Source organism: Pantoea sp. BAV 3049, from assembly GCF_009765445.1.
In the GTDB taxonomy this organism is placed as follows: domain Bacteria; phylum Pseudomonadota; class Gammaproteobacteria; order Enterobacterales; family Enterobacteriaceae; genus Erwinia.
Genome location: NZ_WHOY01000031.1, coordinates 4,033,141 through 4,050,923 on the forward strand (window position 1 = coordinate 4,033,141; position 17,783 = coordinate 4,050,923).

The window sequence follows — 17,783 nt, forward strand, 5'->3', positions numbered from 1 at the left end:
GTGAAGCGGCATGAGTACGAGGTGGCGGCAGCGCATGCGCACGTGGCACATAAGCCGCAGAAGGCAGCTGAACAGGCCAGGGGGCGTCAGCGCACCCTGAGTCTGGGGGACCGGGAGTACGGCGACTGAGTGTGCACTCAGCGGCGGCGTCCGGGATTCCATGAGTACGTTTTGTCTTCCTCAGCCGGTGCACTGCGTAAGTCCAGAATTTTTTTCAGCGCCCGGGCGCGGATGCGGCGCTTTGTTTCCTGCGGCATTTTCTGGTCCCTCAGCCCCAGCGCTTTTGCCTCCTCGCTGATGGCCTGCGCCAGCTGTTTTTCTTCGGTCTCAGTCAGATGCTGTCGTTTCATTGTGGTGCCTCCGTGGTGTCTTCGTCTCACAGCGAATACTGACTCAGCGGGACTGCGTGCGCAATGTCATGGCTTTTCCGGCGGCCCCTCCGGGGGATGCGGGTAGTATCCTGTTGGGTAGTATCCGGTTTCCGTCGGTGGATTAAATATCAGAAGCAACCCACAGCCCGACAACAGCATCGTGGCCGTGATGATAATCAGCACCTTTGCACATCTTTTGTACATCTTCCCTTCCTTTTTTCCCTGAAAACCGGTGCGCATCATGATATTACACTCTTTTTCTCCCCGTCCTGATCTGGTTCATTTCCTGTCAGGAAAGCGTCCCGGATAATGGAAAAAAGTTAACCTTTCAGATTAAAGGGATTTTCTATGGCAGCAGGTGAGAATACTGAACCGGGTCATACCGGCTATCACCGGTATGAAATTATCGGGGATAACACGCACTACACCGATGTTCTGTGCAGTGAAAAAGTGATCCGGTGCCGGCGGGTGCCGGTCAGGGGGATCACGCTGACGGTGGGGGTGTTTTTTGACGGGACGGGGAACAACCGGGCGAACTCCGACGATCTGCGTCTGGCGTATGCCCACTGTGCCAATCTGGTTGGCGAGGAGCGTGCCAGAGCGTGCGCGAAGTATGAAGAGCGCGCCAGAGCGGAGCTGGGTAACGCCAGCTGGAAGGGTGGTCACACCAATATTTCGCGGCTGTTTGACCTTTATCAGTTGAGTGATGAACTCAACGACAGCGAGACGCAAGCACAGGTCAAAGCCTACGTCAGCGGCATCGGGACGGCGGACGGGGAAAGCGACTCGGTGCTGGGTATGGGGCTGGGCAGCAGCCTTATCCGGCAGTTTGAGGGGGTGGTGACGAAGACCGATGAGGCACTGGACAAGATCAGCGCAGAGCTGACCCGCTTTATCAAACTTAACCGTGACAAAGTGGCGATTGCGAAGGTGCAGTTTGACGTGTTCGGGTTCAGCCGCGGTGCGGCGGCGGCGCGGCACTTTGCCAACCGGGTGATGCACCAGGACGCGGCGATAGCGGCGGCGATAGACAAAGGGACAGACCTGACGGGGCACCACGGAAAGGCGGCGGGAGAGGTGCGTTTTCTGGGGCTGTTTGACACGGTGGCGGCTATCGGCAGCCTGCTGAACTTTTACGGCCTCAACGGGCGCAGCAACCCCGGCGTGAATCTTGAGCTGCGTCCGTCCGTGGCGCAGAAGGTGTTTCAGATAAGCGCGATGCACGAGTGCCGGTATAACTTCAGCCTGAACAGCATCGCGGGGATGTGGCCGGAGCTTTCGCTGCCGGGGGCGCATTCGGACATCGGCGGAGGCTACAACGCGGGGATGGATGAAATCTCCCTGCTGACGATGCCGGACTTTGAGGTGATACCGGAGAGCGCGGACGAGACGCAGACGGCGGTGTACCGCCAGGCGGAGAAGATGCGTCAGGCGCTGTACTCGCTTCCGGCGCTGAAGTACCTGATGCCGCACGGTGAGGTGGAGACGAAAATGATTTCGTGGCCGCTGATTAACCGGGATAAGGCGCGGGCGTTTATTTTTGAGAAGAAAGCCGGCGCAGCGGTGTTTATGACGCGCAGGGCGGTACCGAACGACTGGGAAAAGGTGTGCATGCGGGTGATGCTCGATGCGGCACAGGACGCCGGGGTGATATTCGGGGATATTGACCCGCAAAACCCTGACACAGCCCTTCCCGCTGAGCTGGTTCCCCTGTGTGATAAAGCGATAGCACAGGGCCGCGCGGTCCGGCGGGGCGCGGAGCCGGCGGGCTTCACGGCGGAGGAGATGCGGACCATCGGGCGTTACCTGCACTGTTCGGCGAACTGGAACATCGACTCGGACCTGAGCCTGTGGGTGAGTCCGTCCTCGGGCGAGGTTTTTCTGCGAAACCACTATGCGCCGACGGACGAGCGCTCGTTCGTGTGGGCGATGGCTCCGGGCAAAGGCTGGGTGCGGACGGTGTGGCGGATGGACGACCAGCAGCAGTGGGAAGACAGGGCGCGGGTGAACGCGGACGCGCTGGACGGGCTTTTCTGAGGAGGCAGGGATGAGACGATTACCGCTGATGGTGGCCGTGCTGGCCGTGACGCTGACTGCCGGCTGCCATGACCGTCGCGCAGGCGTGAAGACGCTGCTGGGAGACGGCGTGGAGCAGTACGGGAAAAAGCTGCCTTACGACCACTGGCAGTTTAATTTTTTTCACCCTAAAAACCTGCCTGCACTGGTGACAATGGTGTATCTGGAGGACGGGGATATCCGGGAGAGCATTTTCCGGCGGCTTGATCCGACGGAACCCAGCCAGAGCAGTGTGGGGAAATGGAGCCAGCGCGTAGGTAGTTTTACAGCCAATTTTAATACCGGCAAGGCGCTGCCGGTCAGGATGACGGTGTGCTGGGACTCGGTTATCGATAAAAAGGCGTATGAGACGGAGATCTGGTTCAGCCGGGAGACGTGGCAGCAGATGCTGAGTGCCTATCCTGATACTTATCGTCCGGGAAAGACGTATTACCGGGATAATATGATCATCGGACTGGCACCGGGGGGAACGGTGCGGGTCTGGCTGGAGAATAACGGAGATCCTGTTGTGCTCCAGCATCCTGCCCGGCAGCTCACTCTGACGGGGGATGATATGCTGATATGCAAAGGGGTAACGAAACATCCTAACGGGTATGTTTATTACGGAAAGACACCCGATTTCATCAAAGGGAAAACCTATCCATACGGTAACTGGTAGGGGGTAACGATCAGCAAAATCAAAAGGATCTTCTTGAGATCCTTTTTTTTCGGGCGTAATCTCCGGCTCTGTAAACGAAAAAACCGCCCAGCAAGGCGGCTTTTTCGAAGGATCTTAGTGTCAGCAAACACTTTGAACCTGTGGTAACTGTCTTGTGCGAGACGAGTCACCAAAAACTGTCCTTCCAGTGTAGCCGCACTCAGGCCACCACTTCAAGAACTCAAGAAAAATCTCTCGCACATCGACTGTTACCAATGGCTGCTGCCAGTGGCGTTTTTGCGTGTCCGTCCGGGTTGGACTCAAGGGTTAGTTACCGGAAAGGGCGCAGCAGTCGGGCTGAATGGGGGGGTCTTGCACACAGCCCAGCTTGGAGCGAACTGCCTAAACGGAACCGAGTGTCAGGCGTGGTATGAGAATACGCGGCCTTTAAGGGGTCTGAAGCCCAACCGTACGAAAACGTACGCTAAGTACATTTTTCGTACAATTCTGCATCCTGGCCCCATACAAATATAACCGTCACAGTGGCCATTCATCCGTTTCTTCCGCCTGCTTCAGTGGCCTTAGCTGGCCTTTTGTTATCTGCTCTGCAAGCGTGAATGTGTAATGCCCCAGCATGTTGATATGTGCGTGCCTCAGTGGCGAAAGCCTGGCTTCATCCTCTTCATTGATGGTTTCACCTTCATTGCGCAAATGATCCAGTGCAGCCTGCATGTAGATGGTATTCCACAGAACGACAGCATTGGTCACCAGTCCCAGAGCACCCAACTGATCTTCCTGTCCATCCTGGTAACGTTTTCTTATTTCACCTTTTTGTCCATGACAAATTGCTCTGGCGACGGCGTGTCGGCTTTCTCCCCGGTTAAGTTGGGTCAGGATACGGCGGCGATAATCTTCATCATCAATATAATTAAGCAGATACAGTGTCTTGTTTATTTTTCCCGCTTCGATAATGGCCTGCGTCAGACCAGAAGGCCTGTCGCTACTCAACAATGAACGGATCGCCACTGAGGCCCGGATTTTTCCCAGCGTCAGGGAGCCGGCCATACGCATCATGTCATCCCAGTGCTGCTCTATCTTCCGCGTATTGGCTGTGTTACGGGCAAGATCATTGAGTACGCCATAATCGGCGTCTCTATCCACTCGCCAGAACACTGAAGCACCGGCATCAGCCAGACGTGGAGAAAACTGATAGCCCAGTAACCAGAAAAGGCCAAAAATCAGGTCGCTGGAGCCTGCCGTATCGGTCATTATTTCCGTTGGGTTTAGCCCGGTTTGCTGCTCCAGTAGCCCTTCCAGTACAAATATGGAATCCCTTAGCGTGCCTGGAACGACAACACCATGAAATCCGGAATACTGATCTGAAATGAAGTTGTACCAGGTGATCCCCCGGCTGGAACCAAAATATTTTCGATTAGGGCCAGCATGTACCGTTCGTACCGGAGCGATAAACCGCATGCCGTCAGCTGAGGCTACTTCACCACCGCCCCATTTTTGTGCAAGAAGCAGAGTGGACTGATAATCAACCAGTCTGGCGTTTGCTTTGACCAGCGTTTCTGCCCTGAGATAATTTTGCCGGGTCCAGCTCATACGGTAACGGGTCAGCGCCGGAATATTGGGGCGAATAAAGGGCTCCATACCAATATTACAGGCTTCAGCCAGCAATACTGCACAGATACTGACGGTCAGGTCATCCATACGCGCGCCCGCTTCGCTTGCATGGGTAAATTCATCTGCAAATCCGGTATGTGCGTTAATTTCAAGAAGGAGTTCTGTCAGATCGACAACTGGCAGCAGCTCAGATATACGTTTTGAGAGTAACTTCAGCGTCGGCGGCTCATCCAGCCCGTTCAGTTGAGCAATGGTCAGCTTCGTGCGTTTGCCGGTGAAATCCAGCGAAACGGCCTGATTATCGGAAAAATTTTTGGCAACCTGTCGGTACACCGTGTCGAGCTGCCGGGTCAGCGCGTTGACAGCCTCTCCGGCGTTAAGAGGATGTCCGAGGGAGCGATACACCTGCACTCTGTTGGTGTGCCAGTCCTGACCCTGGAGAAGTTTAGCCCGCGGATCTCCCCAGCGTTCGCTCCGTGCGACGTAAATATCACGTCGCCGCAGACTGTCCTGTAACTTATTCATAACACAGAGAATATAGCCCCGTCGGGATAAATGGCCGTCTTTACCATAGCAGAGTCGCTTCCAGGGGCCGGTAATTATTGCCATTGGCGCATCATCAATGTGCTGCCTTCGGGTTGACCGGATCGCCGCAAGATAGCGTATAGCCTCCAGCGTGGTTTCGCCTGCCGGAGCGGCGCTGAATTCAATATTTTCCAGCAAACAGGGAAGAAAGCGGCGGATTCTCCCATACTGTTCCACCATTTCATCATGAAAACTGGTATCAGGAGGCCGGGCAATCGCGTTTATAAATGTGATGGTATCGGCCAGCCTGGCCGGAGGACATTTTTCAAATATTGTCGTGCGAAGCAACTCACTGTCGATATTTTCATCCAGAAGTACCGAGCAGATATGTGCCAGTTCTAACGCTGATTTATCGAGATCTTTCAGTGTCCTCAGGCGTTTTTTCTGCCCAATTTTTTTCGCCTCCCGACCGATATCAGCAATAACCCCATCCAGAACGTCCAGCGCGTCATCCAGTGCTGATATTTCGCAGGAACGGACAAACGCAACCAGCATCGCTGTTCGTCTCGCGGGCGGCATCCGGGCTATTTTGTACACTGAAATCATATCTGCATATCGTGCGAGTGCATTGAAACGCACCGGAGGAATACCGGTAAAGTCGAGATTCTGCATACCAAATGCTTTCAGTTTCAGGTAGCGTACGACAGCCTGATTAAATGCCGGGCCGCTGATGGCCACAGGACCTTTTCTTAACTGTTCAAAACGTGAAGTGCGCACGCCATCAGGTACCTGTAACAATTCCTCAAGTAATGAGCACTGTTCGTCTGATGCCAGCCCTGAAAGACGTGACCAGAGCCTGTCTGCTGATTTTTCACGAACTTCCGATATCAGGCGGGTCAGTGTGGTGACGCCAGGCAACAGTATTTTGTTTTGCAGAAGCCAACTGGTCGCCAGATCGAAAAGCAGACCAGGTCGTTCGTTGCTGAGCCAGCTGCGGGTGAACAGTAAACGGCTTAGCCTGAAGGTCCACGGCCAGGCAAAATCACGATAGCCATACTGCCGTCGTATCAGCGCCTGGTGTTCACGCAATGTGGTTTCTCTTCTGGAATATTCAGAAAGAACGCCTGTATCCGATATTCCCAGTTGTCGTGCAACAAACCACTGCACGTTAGCCGGTATCGATGACAGATCATGAGGCCATGTGCCAAGAAAGCGAATACTTCCCGTCAGCAATGCCACTGCAAGACGGTTGGCTCTGCCGCGCCGGTTGTTAATGAAAGCCATATCCGCTTCGTCCAGCAGAAAGAAGCGAGCCAGCTGAACATCATTAGGTTCGCCTGAGAACTGACCATAGCTGGTCCGTTGATCGGCATTTAAAAAATCGGCGGGCAAAGTTGCCTCCCTGGCATGAGTAAGGAAAACGGTCGTTTCTTTACCCTGATTTTCCGTTTCGGCGCTAAACGGAACGACTGAAGAATTTTTAGTAATATACCCGGTAAATAAAATAATGTTAACATTAAGGTTATAACCACGGGTATATTAACAATTTGTAGGTGAACTCATGTTAGTCGGCTATGCGCGGGTCTCAACTGATGATCAGAATCTGAACTTACAGCGGGATGCACTTCAGTTAGCCGGATGCACAAAAATATTTGAAGACCAGATCAGCGGAGCCAAAGCTGAGCGCCCTGGCCTTCATGCTGTTCTTCAGTTTATCCATCCCGGAGATACCCTGGTTGTCTGGCGGCTGGATCGCCTGAGCCGTTCGCTGAAAGATCTGATTGAAATGGTCAGGCAGCTGGAATCGAATAACATCGGCTTAAAAAGCCTTCAGGAATCCATCGATACTACTTCCAGTTCCGGGATGCTGATATTTCATGTGTTTGGTGCGCTGGCTGAATTTGAACGTAACCTGACGCGGGAAAGGACTCAGGCCGGGCTTCAGGCTGCGCGATCCCGGGGACGAAAAGGAGGGCGGCCAAAGGTACTGAATAAAGATAAACAGGCTCTGGCTGTACAACTTTATGACGAAAGAAAACACACAGTCACGCAGATATGTGAATTAATGGGGGTTTCAAGGCCCACACTTTATAAATATATCGATGCAGCAAAAAAAGAACATTTAGCTGAATCTATGTAGAGAAAGTAATTATTACCTTATACGATGAACTATTAACTTAAAAATATTCGGAGGACATATGTGTACAGGATTGTCATTAATGTGTAAAGATTCAACTTTCCTTACGGGGCGTGCCATGATGTTTGGTAATGAAAGTAATTTTGAGGGTGTATTTAACCCGGCAGGAAAGAATTTTACATCCTTAACGTTAAGTGGGTTCAGTTGGCAGTCTCGATATGCGTCTGTGGGTATGTTTGTCTCCGGAACTTTAGATTTTATTGTTGACGGAATGAATGAAAAGGGGCTTGTCTGCGGCGGTTTTTATTTTTCTGATTTTAGTCAATATGCAGATAGTGTAACCAAAGATAAATCTGTGGGACCTCTGGAACTTTGTCAGTTACTGCTTTCTTCATGTGCAGATATAGAGGATGTTGGTAAGTTCATCGCTGATAATGGAATCGATGTGCATAATATTCCGTTATTAAATGTGCCATTGCATTGGCCTGTTTTCGATGCGGCGGGTAACGCTGCTGTCATAGAATCAGTGGATGGGAAACTGATAGTTAAGGACAATCCAGTGGGTTCCTGTACGAATTCGCCCAACTTTGAATGGCACCTGGAAAATCTGAGTAACTATACTCATCTTCAGGCTGCGAACTGGCCAGAAAAAATATTTAATGATAAATTCACTGCCAAGGTTTCATGGCCAGGAAATGGTTTAAGTGGTATGCCGGGCGACTTTAGCTCTCCGTCCCGGTTTGTCAGGGCTGCATATTTAAGTAATTTGTTATCCAGCCCAGAAAGCTATGAAGATGGTGTTACCGCAATATTTCATTTATTATCCACTTCGGACGTACCTGAGGGTGTGGAAATCGGCGGGAGTGATAATAACTCGTTGGAAATAACTAATTTTTCATCATGTTGTGACACAAAAAACATGTATTATTATTACTGTACGTACGAAGATCGTACATTAAGAAGGATCTCACTAAACAGCTTGCTTGAAAAAAAGGAAACGTTAAGATTTCCTTTCCCGGACAGTCAAACAATTATCGATGTTACTCCAACAGTAAGTTAATAAAAACAGCCTTATTATTCTAATATGATATTCTCTCTTTCATATGGAAGGGAGAATGTTAGAGCGAAATAAGTAGAATTCTAAACATCTAATTCTCTAAGAGTTGACTTAATTTTCCCGTAATTTTTTGTTGAACACAGAGGTATCCGCTTATTTAAAAAAAACATGGGAAAAAGTGTGAAAATTAGACGATTATTCAGAAAATGTACTTAACGTACGTTTTCGTACGGTTGGGCTTCAGACCCCTTCGTCACTCAATGGGGAACAGCAACAGGTGGTGCTGGAACGTCTTAACGCTGGAGCAAGCGTTAGTGCTATTGCCAGAGAATTTGGCACCTCGCGGCAGACTGTTATCCGTTTGCGGGATAAGCCCGGAAGTTAATATGCAGCAATAAGGCTGAAGACCATGATGGTCATCAGCCTGTTATAAATGAGTTCTTATTTACCCTTTAAAAGGAGTTTCATGATGAAAATCAGAATATTATATCTGGCGATGCTGTTTATCTCGCCTGCCTGTCTGGCGTTGTCTGCAGGTGAATACAATAAAAATACCAGTCTGACGCACGTCATTTCTGATTACCGGATGTCACTCGCGGCACTTCCTCTTGATTATTCTCTCCTGGAAAAAAAACAGCTGCCAGGCGTTATGCTGCAGAGGTATAACCTGAATTCACAGGCGTGGTCCCCGCAGGGCGTCGTCTCTCCGGAACGCTGGCAGAACGGGGTGAATATCTATATTCCTGATTCCGCCAGAGAAAATAATGCGCTTGTTATTATCAATAACGGCAGCAACAATAATGGCTCAGGCAGTCCTGTGGCGCCCACGGACTTCAGTGAGGAAGAACTTACACGTATTGCGGTAGCCACACGAACTGTGGTGATATCAGTCAGTAATGTCCCTAATCAGGTGCTGAGTTATCAGGGAGTTACAACACCTCTGGCTGAAGATGACAGTGTGGCATATTCCTGGAGACTGTTTATCGGCGATGCTCAGAAATACCAGAAAGCGTCCCTTCATATCCCTATGGCGGCGTCGGTATCGCAGGCGTTCAGGCTCGCGAAAAAAGAACTGGCACAACATAATATCACTAAATTTATTGTCGCCGGAGCCTCCAAACGTGGCTGGGCCGCGTGGCTGACAGCGCTGTCGGACCCGGACGTCGATGCAGTTGTTCCTTTCGTTATGGACCTGCTGGATACTAAAAAATCGCTTGAGCACATGTATCAGTCATATGGAAAAAACTGGCCGGTAGCCTTTTATCCCTATTATAAACAGGGCGTTGACCAGCAGATTGGTACGGATGAATTTGCAAGCCTGATGACACTTGAAGACCCTCTGACTTATCTGAATACCGATATTGGGGATCGCCTGAAAATTGATAAATATATTATTAATGCCAGCGGTGATGATTTCTATGTGCCTGACAACAGTCATTTTTATTATGACCAGTTACCCGGTTCAAAGTCCCTGCGGGTTGTACCTAACTCCTCACATAACGGAATTCTGTCCGTTGCGGAGCAGTCGCTTATAACCTTTGTTAACCGTTTTCAGGAGAAGCAAAAGTTCCCCGAAATTACGGAAAAAGTACAGAACAGCGGAGAGGGTAAAAAAGAGCTGGCGGTGAGCTTCTCAGAGAAGCCGGCAACAGTTTTACTGTGGACAGCCAGGAACCCGACAGCAAGGGATTTTCGTTATGCCTGCGATGTTAGATACAACTCAGTTCCCCTCAGTCTGACTGGCGGCAATGATACACTCAGCATTCCGCTGACACCCCCCGACAGCGGATGGCAGTCCACTTACATTGAGGCCACCTTCAGTGACGGGTATGTAGCCACAACCCAAGTGTATATTACGCCTGACGATAAATATCCTGAAACAGCCCCTCCGTCTGCAGGAGCAGCCTGTCAGACTCTTCCGGGTCGGGGACTGATCCCCACACCTGCGAAACAGTAATGTCGCAACCACAATCCATGTGTTTAAACCCGGTGGCAAAAGCTGCCGGGGACGTCTTCACGCAAATGTCGCATTTTGTATCTTCGCTCCCAGTAGGCCAGGTACCAGCGGACGCACTGAGCAATAATATCGACGGGATAATGCAGGCGTTTAAAGGCTTTTGGATCAGAGGCATGGTCAGGCAACATTACAAAAAAAAAACAGCATGTTACCTGACGACGCCTTAGTGCGACAGAACCGTCAGTAACCAGTGCGGGCGGTTGATCTCCAACGCGATCGTTTACTACAACTCTGCAATCCTGTCGCGATTACTGGAGCGACTGGAAGCGGAAGGCAACGCTAAAGGTATTGGAGCGCTGACCCGGATATCACCGGTAGCCTTGCAGCACATTTTGTTGAACGGGCATTACACCTTCCAGAGCAGCAATGAAATCATGGACATGGATGCACTGGTTGCAGGACTGAAACTGGGGTAACGGAAATTTCGGCGGTTCTGGCGTAGAACCCCCTGTTGTCGACGGCACGATACAGATAAGCCCACCGACCGTTCACCTTAACGTACGTTTCGTCAATGTGCCATGGGTTCAGATCGTAAGGATTACGCCAGTACCAGCGCAGTCGTTTTTCTATTTCAGGTGCATAACGCTGAACCCAGCGGTAAATCGTGGAATGATTAACGTTGACACCGCGTTTGGCCAGCATCTCCTGCAGTTCACGATAACTGATGCCGTATTTACAGTACCAGCGAACCGCCCACAGGATGATGTCTCGCTGAAAATGCCGGCCTTTGAATGGATTCATGTGCTGCTCCGTCAGCTAAAGGTGACGATTAGTTTATCACCTCCAGATTTTTGCAACAGTGCCATTTTTTTCAACTTGCTACCATCATGCTTCCCTGTTTTGTAATTTTTATTGAGTTTTCATTTATATACCGTTTAGATTTATAGTGAATATACATAAACATTTATTAAACATTTTGCATAAATTGATGCGTTATAATTGTAATTATTATGTTTTATGTTTTTGTGCATTATGTGTTTTATTTTTTTTAAAATTTTAATTTATTATTTATGTTGTTGTTTTGCATGTGTTTTTAACTGTTAAGATTTGTTAATTATATTTATCATATCGATCGTACCCCACATGTTTGATAGTCTTAGCCTTTCATGATCTCACTTATGATCGGTATTGCCGATCATATCTTTCCTATATAAACTTCCCTGCATCGGTACGGAACCGGACTGTTTAATGAGGTAATGATGAAATGCGCTGGAGCTACCGGGAATGAATTAACTTTTTTATCCGTTAAAGATATGAAATCCAGGATTAATAATTTTGGCTTTGTCGAAATATCAGATGTACTCCGTTTTCTCGATCTGATATGTGACCCACTCCCGGGGTATATTGATTATTTTTATATCCGGAAAAAATCGGCTTATGTTTATCCCGTAATGACAACGGAAGCGATCATTTTATTCCGCTGCGTGAATTTGCATCTGAACTTGACTGTATGATAAATGGGGCGAAGGATAGGGGTTGTTATTTACAGTAAAGGTTTTCCTCCCGCATGATTATATTTCATTGCTAATGATTTTGATGTAGTAATATTTCTATTTATTTTCATGTTTTTTTGTGAAGATTGGGATGTTGTATCAGCACCCTGAAAGTGCTGATTTGGTGTGGCTGAGTTAAGCCAATTTAAAATAACGGCATTTAAAATGCGCGTATTAATAATGGAGTCAGAAATGAACTTAAATAAGTTAGCTGTTGCTTTAGGAATGGGAATGATTATGGTTGCCGGCGCGGCTGTGGCATCTGATACGCCTGTTACCGACAGCACCCACGTATATTTTGACGGGACCATCACTAATGCACCCTGTTCACTGACGCCTGATTCTCAGGATCAGCATGTGGCAATGGGCAGCATTGCGGCGCATCTGCTTAAGGACGGTGGGACTTCTGATGCTCATCCGTTTCATTTTGAACTGACCAACTGTGATACCTCAACAATCAATACCGTTGCCGTAACCTTTGGTGGCGCTTCCGATTCGAACGCTAGCGATTTGCTGTCCCTTGGCAGCGGTGAAGCATCCGGCGCAGGTATTGTTATCCTGGCAGACGGCAAACCTGTGACCCTGGGTTCCCCGACGGCTGCACAGACCCTGACCGACGGTGACAATACTCTTACCTTCGCAGCCCAGCTGAAAGGTGACGGTGCGTCTGCCGTTACGCCGGGCGCCTTCTCTGCCGTCTCTGACGTGACGTTTACTTACCAGTAATTTTCCGGGGGGGGATACCATCCCCCCTTTTTTCTGACAGGAGTGATTTGTGCTGAATGGAATAGCAAAACTGACAGGGGCTACGGTGCTGATCCTGCCCAGCTGGCTGTTTCCGGGACTGGCCGGAGCACAGGATTTGAAGGAGCATACGCATGTCATCATGGACGGCAGGATCCTCGACACACCCTGCTCAATCGCGCCTGACAGTCGTGACCAGACCATTTCGGTGGGCAGTACCCCCGTGGGCGTGATTGCGCGTCAGGGGCAAGGGCAGTCTGTCCCTTTTCATATTCATCTGAAGGACTGCGTGCTCCGGCGTACCGATACACGACTGCCGGACTGGAATAAATTTGCCATAACGTTCGATGGCGAAGCTGATGGTGATAATTTTGCGGTCAGTGGTGATGCCCGGGGAGTTGCACTGCAGGTTACTGACAAAAAAGGAAATGTGGCCAGACCAGGTGAAGCACTTGAAGCGGGGATGCTGAATGAAGGCGACCAGGAACTTCATTTCGCACTACGTGTGGTCAGTAATAATAAACCTCTCAGAAAGGGTACTTTCTGGAGCGTGGTTCATTTTCGGATTAATTATTTTTAGCGTTATTCATATTTATATAAATCAGAAGATGAATGAGTCATGAAAATAAAATATCTTACGGGCTGTATTCTTATTGTGCTCAGCTGCCACTCCGTCATTGCGGCAGAAGAAGGTGTTGAATTCAATACTGACGTGCTGGATGTAAAAGAACGGGCTAATATTGATTTAAGCCAGTTTTCCCGTGCGGGTTACGTGATGCCAGGGGAATATACCCTGTCAGTGCATATCAATAAAAGTAGCCTGCAGGAGGAAAACATCACGTTTCTGAGGCCGGATAATCATCCTGATGACAGCGTGGCCTGTCTTTCTCCGGCACTGGTGAACCGTTTTGGATTTAAAGAAGAGATATTGAAGAAACTGACCTGGTGGCATAACGGGCAGTGCCTGAATACCGAAAGCGACGTGGTCAGGGGCATGACTGTCAGGGGGGATCTTGCCACCTCCACGCTATTTGTCAGTATTCCGCAGGCCTGGCTGGAATATACCAGTGCCACCTGGGATCCCCCCTCGCGCTGGGATGACGGGATCCCCGGCATAATCGCGGACTATAACGCAAGCCTGATGAGTACGCGTAGCCTGGGTGACGGAACTTCATCAAACACCCTCAGCGGCAACGGTACCGTGGGCGCTAATCTGGGGGCCTGGCGGCTACGTGCCGACTGGCAGGGAACGCGCAGCCAGACGCAGGGGAGTGGAAAAGCCTATCAGAAGTGGCAGTGGAGCCGTTATTACCTTTACCGCGCGATCCGTAGCCTGCGTGCAAAACTGGTGGTGGGGGAAGACTATCTCGACTCGGACCTGTTTGATAATCCCCGCTTTGCCGGAATAAGGCTTGTTTCCGACGACAGCCAGCTGCCGCCCAATCTTCGTGGCTATGCTCCCGAGGTCAGCGGTGTGGCACGGACCAATGCAAAAGTCACCGTCAGCCAGCAGGGGCGGGTGCTCTATGAAAGCCAGGTCGCACCGGGCCCGTTTCAGATCCAGTCGCTCAGCGACACCACGCACGGTACCCTGGACGTGACCGTTCAGGAGCAGGACGGTACGGTACAGAAGTTTCAGGTCAATACGGCCAGCGTGCCCTATCTCAGTCGGCCCGGCATGGTGCGCTACAAGCTGGCCACGGGCCGGCCGGATGATCTGCGGCACAGGGTTAATGGCCCACTGTTCACCACCGGTGAGTTCTCCTGGGGGGTGAATAACGGCTGGTCAGTGTACGGCGGCAGTATGATCGGAAATCAGTACCAGGCTATCTCCGGCGGGGTGGGGCGTGATTTGCTGGCCTTCGGTGCCATGTCAGTGGATATGTCAACGGCGCGGGCTGATTTGTCCCGGCAGGGCAGCACGACCGGCAACTCTTACCGCCTGAGTTATTCAAAAGCCTTTGATTCGCTGGACAGCCAGGTGACGTTCGCGGGCTATCGTTTTTCTCAGCGCACCTACATGAGCCTTAGTGAGTTTCTCGACGCCAGAGAGCTGGGAATGAAGTCCGGCGGCAGCAAGCAGATGTACACAGTGTCGTTCAATAAGCAGTTCCGCAGCATCGGGCTGAGCAGCTATTTCAATATCAGCCGCCAGACCTACTGGAACGATGTGCCGCCTGATATCCGCTATTCCCTGTCGATGTCAAAATATTTTGATTTCGGCAAATTTAAAAACGTGAGTATTGCGCTTTCTGCCTACCAGAACCGGTATCGCAATACTCAGGATCGCGGCGGCTATCTAACCCTGTCGTTGCCGCTAGGTGACAGCGACACGCTCAGCTATTCGGGCAACGTCATCAACGGCGTAACACAACAGACCGCCAGCTATTTCTCCGTACTGGATGAACACAACAGCTATCAGGTCAGTGCGGGCGGAGGACAGGCCGGCATGACGGGAAATGCGGCCTTTGTGCACCAGGGCAGCATGGCAGAACTCGACGCCAGTGCGGGCTGGCAGGCCGGAAGCTATATGTCCGGCGGGCTGTCGTTACGGGGAGGCATGACGGCAACCGCTCACGGAGCGGCGCTGCACAGGATCAGCAGGGCTGGCGGAACGCGCCTGATGCTGGACACGGAGGGCGTGGCAGGCGTGCCCGTTCACGGCTACGGCAGTACGGAAGACACCAATATGATGGGTGTGGCGGTGATCAGCGATGTGAACAGCTACTACCACAACGAGGCCAGTATTGACCTGAATCATCTCCCGGATGACGTGTCGGCTATCCGTTCGGTCTCTTCCGTTACGCTGACGGACGGGGCTATTGGCTACCGCAGTTTCGACGTGCTGTCCGGGAAAAAAGGGATGGTTATGATAGCTCAGTCGAACGGTAAGTCCGCGCCGTTCGGAGCAACGGTGAAAAACGGCAAAGGACAGCAGACTGGGCTGGTCGGGGATGAGGGTGAAACGTGGCTGAGTGGTATGAATCCCGGTGAGCGTATGGAGGTGCAGTGGGACGGAAAAACGCAGTGTACATTCACGCTGCCGGCGCGGCTGGATGTACCCTCGCTACTGCTACCCTGCCAGTATAAAGCTGGCTGAAAAATCACGCAGCCAACACGTCAGGTTGGCTGATAAACTGTATTTCAGAGAGAAATAGTTCATGAAAATTTTCAGGTTAATGACATTGGCCGCCGGTGTTCTGGCCGGTCTGGCGTGTGCACAGCAGGCGGACGCCGCTATCGCCCTGGACCGCACCCGGGTTATTTTTCCGGAAGGCGGGAAGTCGATTTCTGTCAGCATCCACAATGAAAATACCGCGCTGCCTTTCCTGGCGCAGGCCTGGCTGGAAGATACCCATGGTAAAAAAATCACCTCTCCCTTCGTGGTAGTTCCTCCTCTGCAGCGCCTCGAACCGGGGGCCGCCAGCCAGCTGGAAATCAGAGCACTGCAGCAAGCGTCAACTCTGCCACAGGACAGGGAATCTTTGTTCTACTTTAACCTGCGCGAAATTCCACCAAAGAGTAAAGAAGCCAACACGTTGCAGCTGGCGCTGCAGACCCGGGTGAAGTTTTTTTACCGGCCAAAGAGCATTCAGCAGACCCGCACACAAATGGCCACGCCCTGGCAGGAGCAGCTGACGATGACCCGGCAGGGCGACGGCTATATGGTGAACAACCCGACGCCTTATTACATCAGCCTGGTGTCAGCAGGAGCGGGGGTGAAAAGTGCTCAGGCTAAAGGTTTTAAGCCGGTGATGGTTGAGCCAAAAGGCAGTGCTCCGCTGGGTGTCAGCGCTGCTGCTCTGGGGGCCGCCCCAACCGTGGTGTATATCAATGATTATGGCGGCAGTAAAGCCCTGACGTTCAGCTGTGCCGGCAGCCAGTGCAGAGTTTCGAAGGATGAGAGCGTCAAGGGGTGAAAAGCCCGGCGATCTGAAAGAAACGGTTTAAAAAAAGGACGCACAGGCACATGATAAATTATCACAAAACGTGGGCAGCAGTTGGCAGTATGCTGCTTGTGCTGCCGCTGATGGCGGGCGCAACATCCGCGGATGAGGGGGTTGACGGTGACAACGGTGTGCTCTACGTCAGCGGTGAGCTGACCAGGGGAGCCTGTAATATTGAAGGCGATTCAAAGCAGCAGGCCGTCAGAATGGGTACCATTGGAAGTGGGGAGTTAACTTTACCGGGCAGGAAGGCGCACGGTAAGGCTTTTCACCTGCATCTGAGAAACTGCATCAGCAGCGGACCGGAAGAGGAGGAAAGGCAGACCGGTACCGTGGTACGGGTGGAGGATCAGCCGGAAGCCCGGATAAGCTTTATCAGCGCCCGGAATGCTGACGATCCACAGCTGATTGCCGTGCAGGGCGCGGAAGGTTTCGGGCTGCGCCTGGAAGACCATAAACACCATCTTATTCAGCCGGGCGGAGAGGGAGAACCGCTGGTACTGCAAACCAGTAATGATGATCTGGTGTACTGGCTAATCCCCGAAAGGACTCGTGCGAAGTTGCAGGAAGGTGCCTGGCGTACAACGGTGTATATGAGGTTGAGCTATGAGTAGGCGAGTTGTGTGCAGACCACTGGTTGCCTCGCTAATCATGAGTGTTTTGATAGCTTTCAACGGTCAAGATGCCCGTGCTCAGCGCATAAAGCTTGTGAGTGATAATGCCGGCTCGGTTAACGTGTATATAAAAGGGGTTATTGTGCAGCCTCCACCTTGCACGATTAATGACAATAGCCCAATAGATGTGTCTTTTGGCGATAACCTGTTGACGTCAAAAGTGGACGGCAGCAACTACTTAAAGACCATTAATTACACTCTGACCTGCCCTGGTGCATCCAGCAATAATATTAAATTAAGTATTCAGGGCACAGTGGCTGATTTTTCCGATCAATCTGCTTTGCAGACCAATATGGCTGATTTAGGCGTGGAACTGCAAAATAATGGGCAGATAATAAAGGTCGGGGAGTGGGTAAACTTTACCTATCCCACTCTGCCGGTATTGCAAGCCGTCCCTGTAAAACGTCCCGGTTCGACGTTGGGCGTCGGGGAGTTTAGCGCAGGTGCCACCATGGTCGTTGACTGGCAATAATACA

13 protein-coding genes and 4 pseudogenes are annotated in these 17,783 nt (G+C 51.1%); 13 read left to right on the plus strand and 4 right to left on the minus strand.

The window, feature by feature from the left end:
• Positions 1 to 137: 137 nt before the first annotated feature.
• Positions 138 to 350 (minus strand): hypothetical protein, encoded by a 213-nt coding sequence (locus GSQ70_RS19920; RefSeq protein WP_158784150.1) that lies wholly within the window; start codon positions 348 to 350, stop codon positions 138 to 140.
• A gap of 369 nt (positions 351 to 719) precedes the next feature.
• Here GSQ70_RS19920 and GSQ70_RS19925 point away from each other — a divergent pair, with 369 nt between their 5' ends.
• Together GSQ70_RS19925 and GSQ70_RS19930 are read left to right on the plus strand one after the other, a co-directional pair.
• Positions 720 to 2,408, plus strand: a complete 1,689-nt coding sequence (locus GSQ70_RS19925) for a DUF2235 domain-containing protein (RefSeq protein WP_158784151.1) — start codon at positions 720 to 722, stop codon at positions 2,406 to 2,408.
• Positions 2,409 to 2,418: 10 nt separating this feature from the next.
• On the plus strand, positions 2,419 to 3,105 hold the full coding sequence (locus GSQ70_RS19930) for a DUF2931 family protein (RefSeq protein ID WP_158784152.1): 687 nt from the start codon (positions 2,419 to 2,421) through the stop codon (positions 3,103 to 3,105).
• Between the two features lie 516 nt (positions 3,106 to 3,621).
• On the opposite strand, the gene GSQ70_RS19935 is transcribed toward GSQ70_RS19930, so the two are convergent.
• A complete protein-coding gene (locus GSQ70_RS19935) occupies positions 3,622 to 6,630 on the minus strand; it encodes a Tn3 family transposase (RefSeq protein ID WP_158784153.1) in 3,009 nt (1,002 codons plus the stop codon).
• A 169-nt stretch (positions 6,631 to 6,799) separates the two neighbouring features.
• On the opposite strand from GSQ70_RS19935, the gene GSQ70_RS19940 reads away from it, so the two are divergent.
• The 4 genes and pseudogenes from GSQ70_RS19940 to GSQ70_RS19955 all read left to right on the plus strand — a co-directional run bounded on the left by GSQ70_RS19940 (position 6,800) and on the right by GSQ70_RS19955 (position 10,389).
• Complete coding sequence (locus GSQ70_RS19940) at positions 6,800 to 7,378, plus strand: recombinase family protein (protein ID WP_158784154.1); 579 nt, start codon at positions 6,800 to 6,802, stop codon at positions 7,376 to 7,378.
• Positions 7,379 to 7,436: 58 nt separating this feature from the next.
• Positions 7,437 to 8,435: a linear amide C-N hydrolase gene (locus GSQ70_RS19945; protein WP_255455426.1), complete on the plus strand. Its 999-nt coding sequence runs from the start codon at positions 7,437 to 7,439 to the stop codon at positions 8,433 to 8,435.
• A 244-nt stretch (positions 8,436 to 8,679) separates the two neighbouring features.
• Positions 8,680 to 8,817, plus strand: a pseudogene (locus GSQ70_RS19950) (helix-turn-helix domain-containing protein); the annotation flags it as partial.
• An 84-nt stretch (positions 8,818 to 8,901) separates the two neighbouring features.
• Positions 8,902 to 10,389, plus strand: coding sequence for a PhoPQ-activated pathogenicity-related family protein (locus GSQ70_RS19955; protein ID WP_158785387.1), 1,488 nt, complete (start codon positions 8,902 to 8,904; stop codon positions 10,387 to 10,389).
• Between the two features lie 56 nt (positions 10,390 to 10,445).
• Here the strand turns inward: GSQ70_RS19955 and GSQ70_RS26445 are convergent.
• A pseudogene (locus GSQ70_RS26445) lies at positions 10,446 to 10,564 on the minus strand (IS6 family transposase); the annotation flags it as partial.
• A gap of 64 nt (positions 10,565 to 10,628) precedes the next feature.
• On the opposite strand from GSQ70_RS26445, the pseudogene GSQ70_RS19965 reads away from it, so the two are divergent.
• Positions 10,629 to 10,865: pseudogene (locus tag GSQ70_RS19965) on the plus strand (Tn3 family transposase); the annotation flags it as partial.
• Between the two features lie 28 nt (positions 10,866 to 10,893).
• Here the strand turns inward: GSQ70_RS19965 and GSQ70_RS19970 are convergent.
• Positions 10,894 to 11,190, minus strand: a pseudogene (locus tag GSQ70_RS19970) (IS6 family transposase); the annotation flags it as partial.
• A gap of 944 nt (positions 11,191 to 12,134) precedes the next feature.
• On the opposite strand from GSQ70_RS19970, the gene GSQ70_RS19975 reads away from it, so the two are divergent.
• From GSQ70_RS19975 to GSQ70_RS20000, 6 genes are all read left to right on the plus strand, one after another.
• Entirely contained in the window at positions 12,135 to 12,668 is a 534-nt protein-coding gene (locus tag GSQ70_RS19975) for a fimbrial protein (protein ID WP_158784158.1), read from the plus strand.
• Positions 12,669 to 12,717: 49 nt separating this feature from the next.
• The gene (locus GSQ70_RS19980; RefSeq protein ID WP_158784159.1) at positions 12,718 to 13,266 is read left to right on the plus strand and encodes a fimbrial protein; all 549 of its coding nucleotides are present in this window, start codon (positions 12,718 to 12,720) and stop codon (positions 13,264 to 13,266) included.
• Positions 13,267 to 13,305: 39 nt separating this feature from the next.
• Positions 13,306 to 15,786, plus strand: coding sequence for an outer membrane usher protein (locus GSQ70_RS19985; RefSeq protein WP_158784160.1), 2,481 nt, complete (start codon positions 13,306 to 13,308; stop codon positions 15,784 to 15,786).
• Between the two features lie 61 nt (positions 15,787 to 15,847).
• Positions 15,848 to 16,606, plus strand: coding sequence for a fimbria/pilus periplasmic chaperone (locus GSQ70_RS19990; protein ID WP_158784161.1), 759 nt, complete (start codon positions 15,848 to 15,850; stop codon positions 16,604 to 16,606).
• A gap of 89 nt (positions 16,607 to 16,695) precedes the next feature.
• Positions 16,696 to 17,247 carry a fimbrial protein gene (locus GSQ70_RS19995; RefSeq protein ID WP_158784162.1) on the plus strand — a complete coding sequence of 184 codons (552 nt, stop codon included), beginning with the start codon at positions 16,696 to 16,698 and terminating at the stop codon, positions 17,245 to 17,247.
• Between the two features lie 37 nt (positions 17,248 to 17,284).
• The gene (locus GSQ70_RS20000; protein ID WP_233268373.1) at positions 17,285 to 17,779 is read left to right on the plus strand and encodes a fimbrial protein; all 495 of its coding nucleotides are present in this window, start codon (positions 17,285 to 17,287) and stop codon (positions 17,777 to 17,779) included.
• Positions 17,780 to 17,783: the final 4 nt, after the last annotated feature.

Coding starts and splice junctions, on each gene's coding strand:
- GSQ70_RS19920 (WP_158784150.1), bottom strand. CDS start 350: ATGAAACGACAGCATCTGACTGAGACCGAAGAAAAACAGCTGGCGCAG.
- GSQ70_RS19995 (WP_158784162.1), top strand. CDS start 16,696: ATGCTGCTTGTGCTGCCGCTGATGGCGGGCGCAACATCCGCGGATGAG.
- GSQ70_RS20000 (WP_233268373.1), top strand. CDS start 17,285: ATGAGTGTTTTGATAGCTTTCAACGGTCAAGATGCCCGTGCTCAGCGC.
- GSQ70_RS19940 (WP_158784154.1), top strand. CDS start 6,800: ATGTTAGTCGGCTATGCGCGGGTCTCAACTGATGATCAGAATCTGAAC.
- GSQ70_RS19925 (WP_158784151.1), top strand. CDS start 720: ATGGCAGCAGGTGAGAATACTGAACCGGGTCATACCGGCTATCACCGG.
- GSQ70_RS19930 (WP_158784152.1), top strand. CDS start 2,419: ATGAGACGATTACCGCTGATGGTGGCCGTGCTGGCCGTGACGCTGACT.
- GSQ70_RS19990 (WP_158784161.1), top strand. CDS start 15,848: ATGAAAATTTTCAGGTTAATGACATTGGCCGCCGGTGTTCTGGCCGGT.
- GSQ70_RS19975 (WP_158784158.1), top strand. CDS start 12,135: ATGAACTTAAATAAGTTAGCTGTTGCTTTAGGAATGGGAATGATTATG.
- GSQ70_RS19945 (WP_255455426.1), top strand. CDS start 7,437: ATGTGTACAGGATTGTCATTAATGTGTAAAGATTCAACTTTCCTTACG.
- GSQ70_RS19985 (WP_158784160.1), top strand. CDS start 13,306: ATGAAAATAAAATATCTTACGGGCTGTATTCTTATTGTGCTCAGCTGC.
- GSQ70_RS19955 (WP_158785387.1), top strand. CDS start 8,902: ATGAAAATCAGAATATTATATCTGGCGATGCTGTTTATCTCGCCTGCC.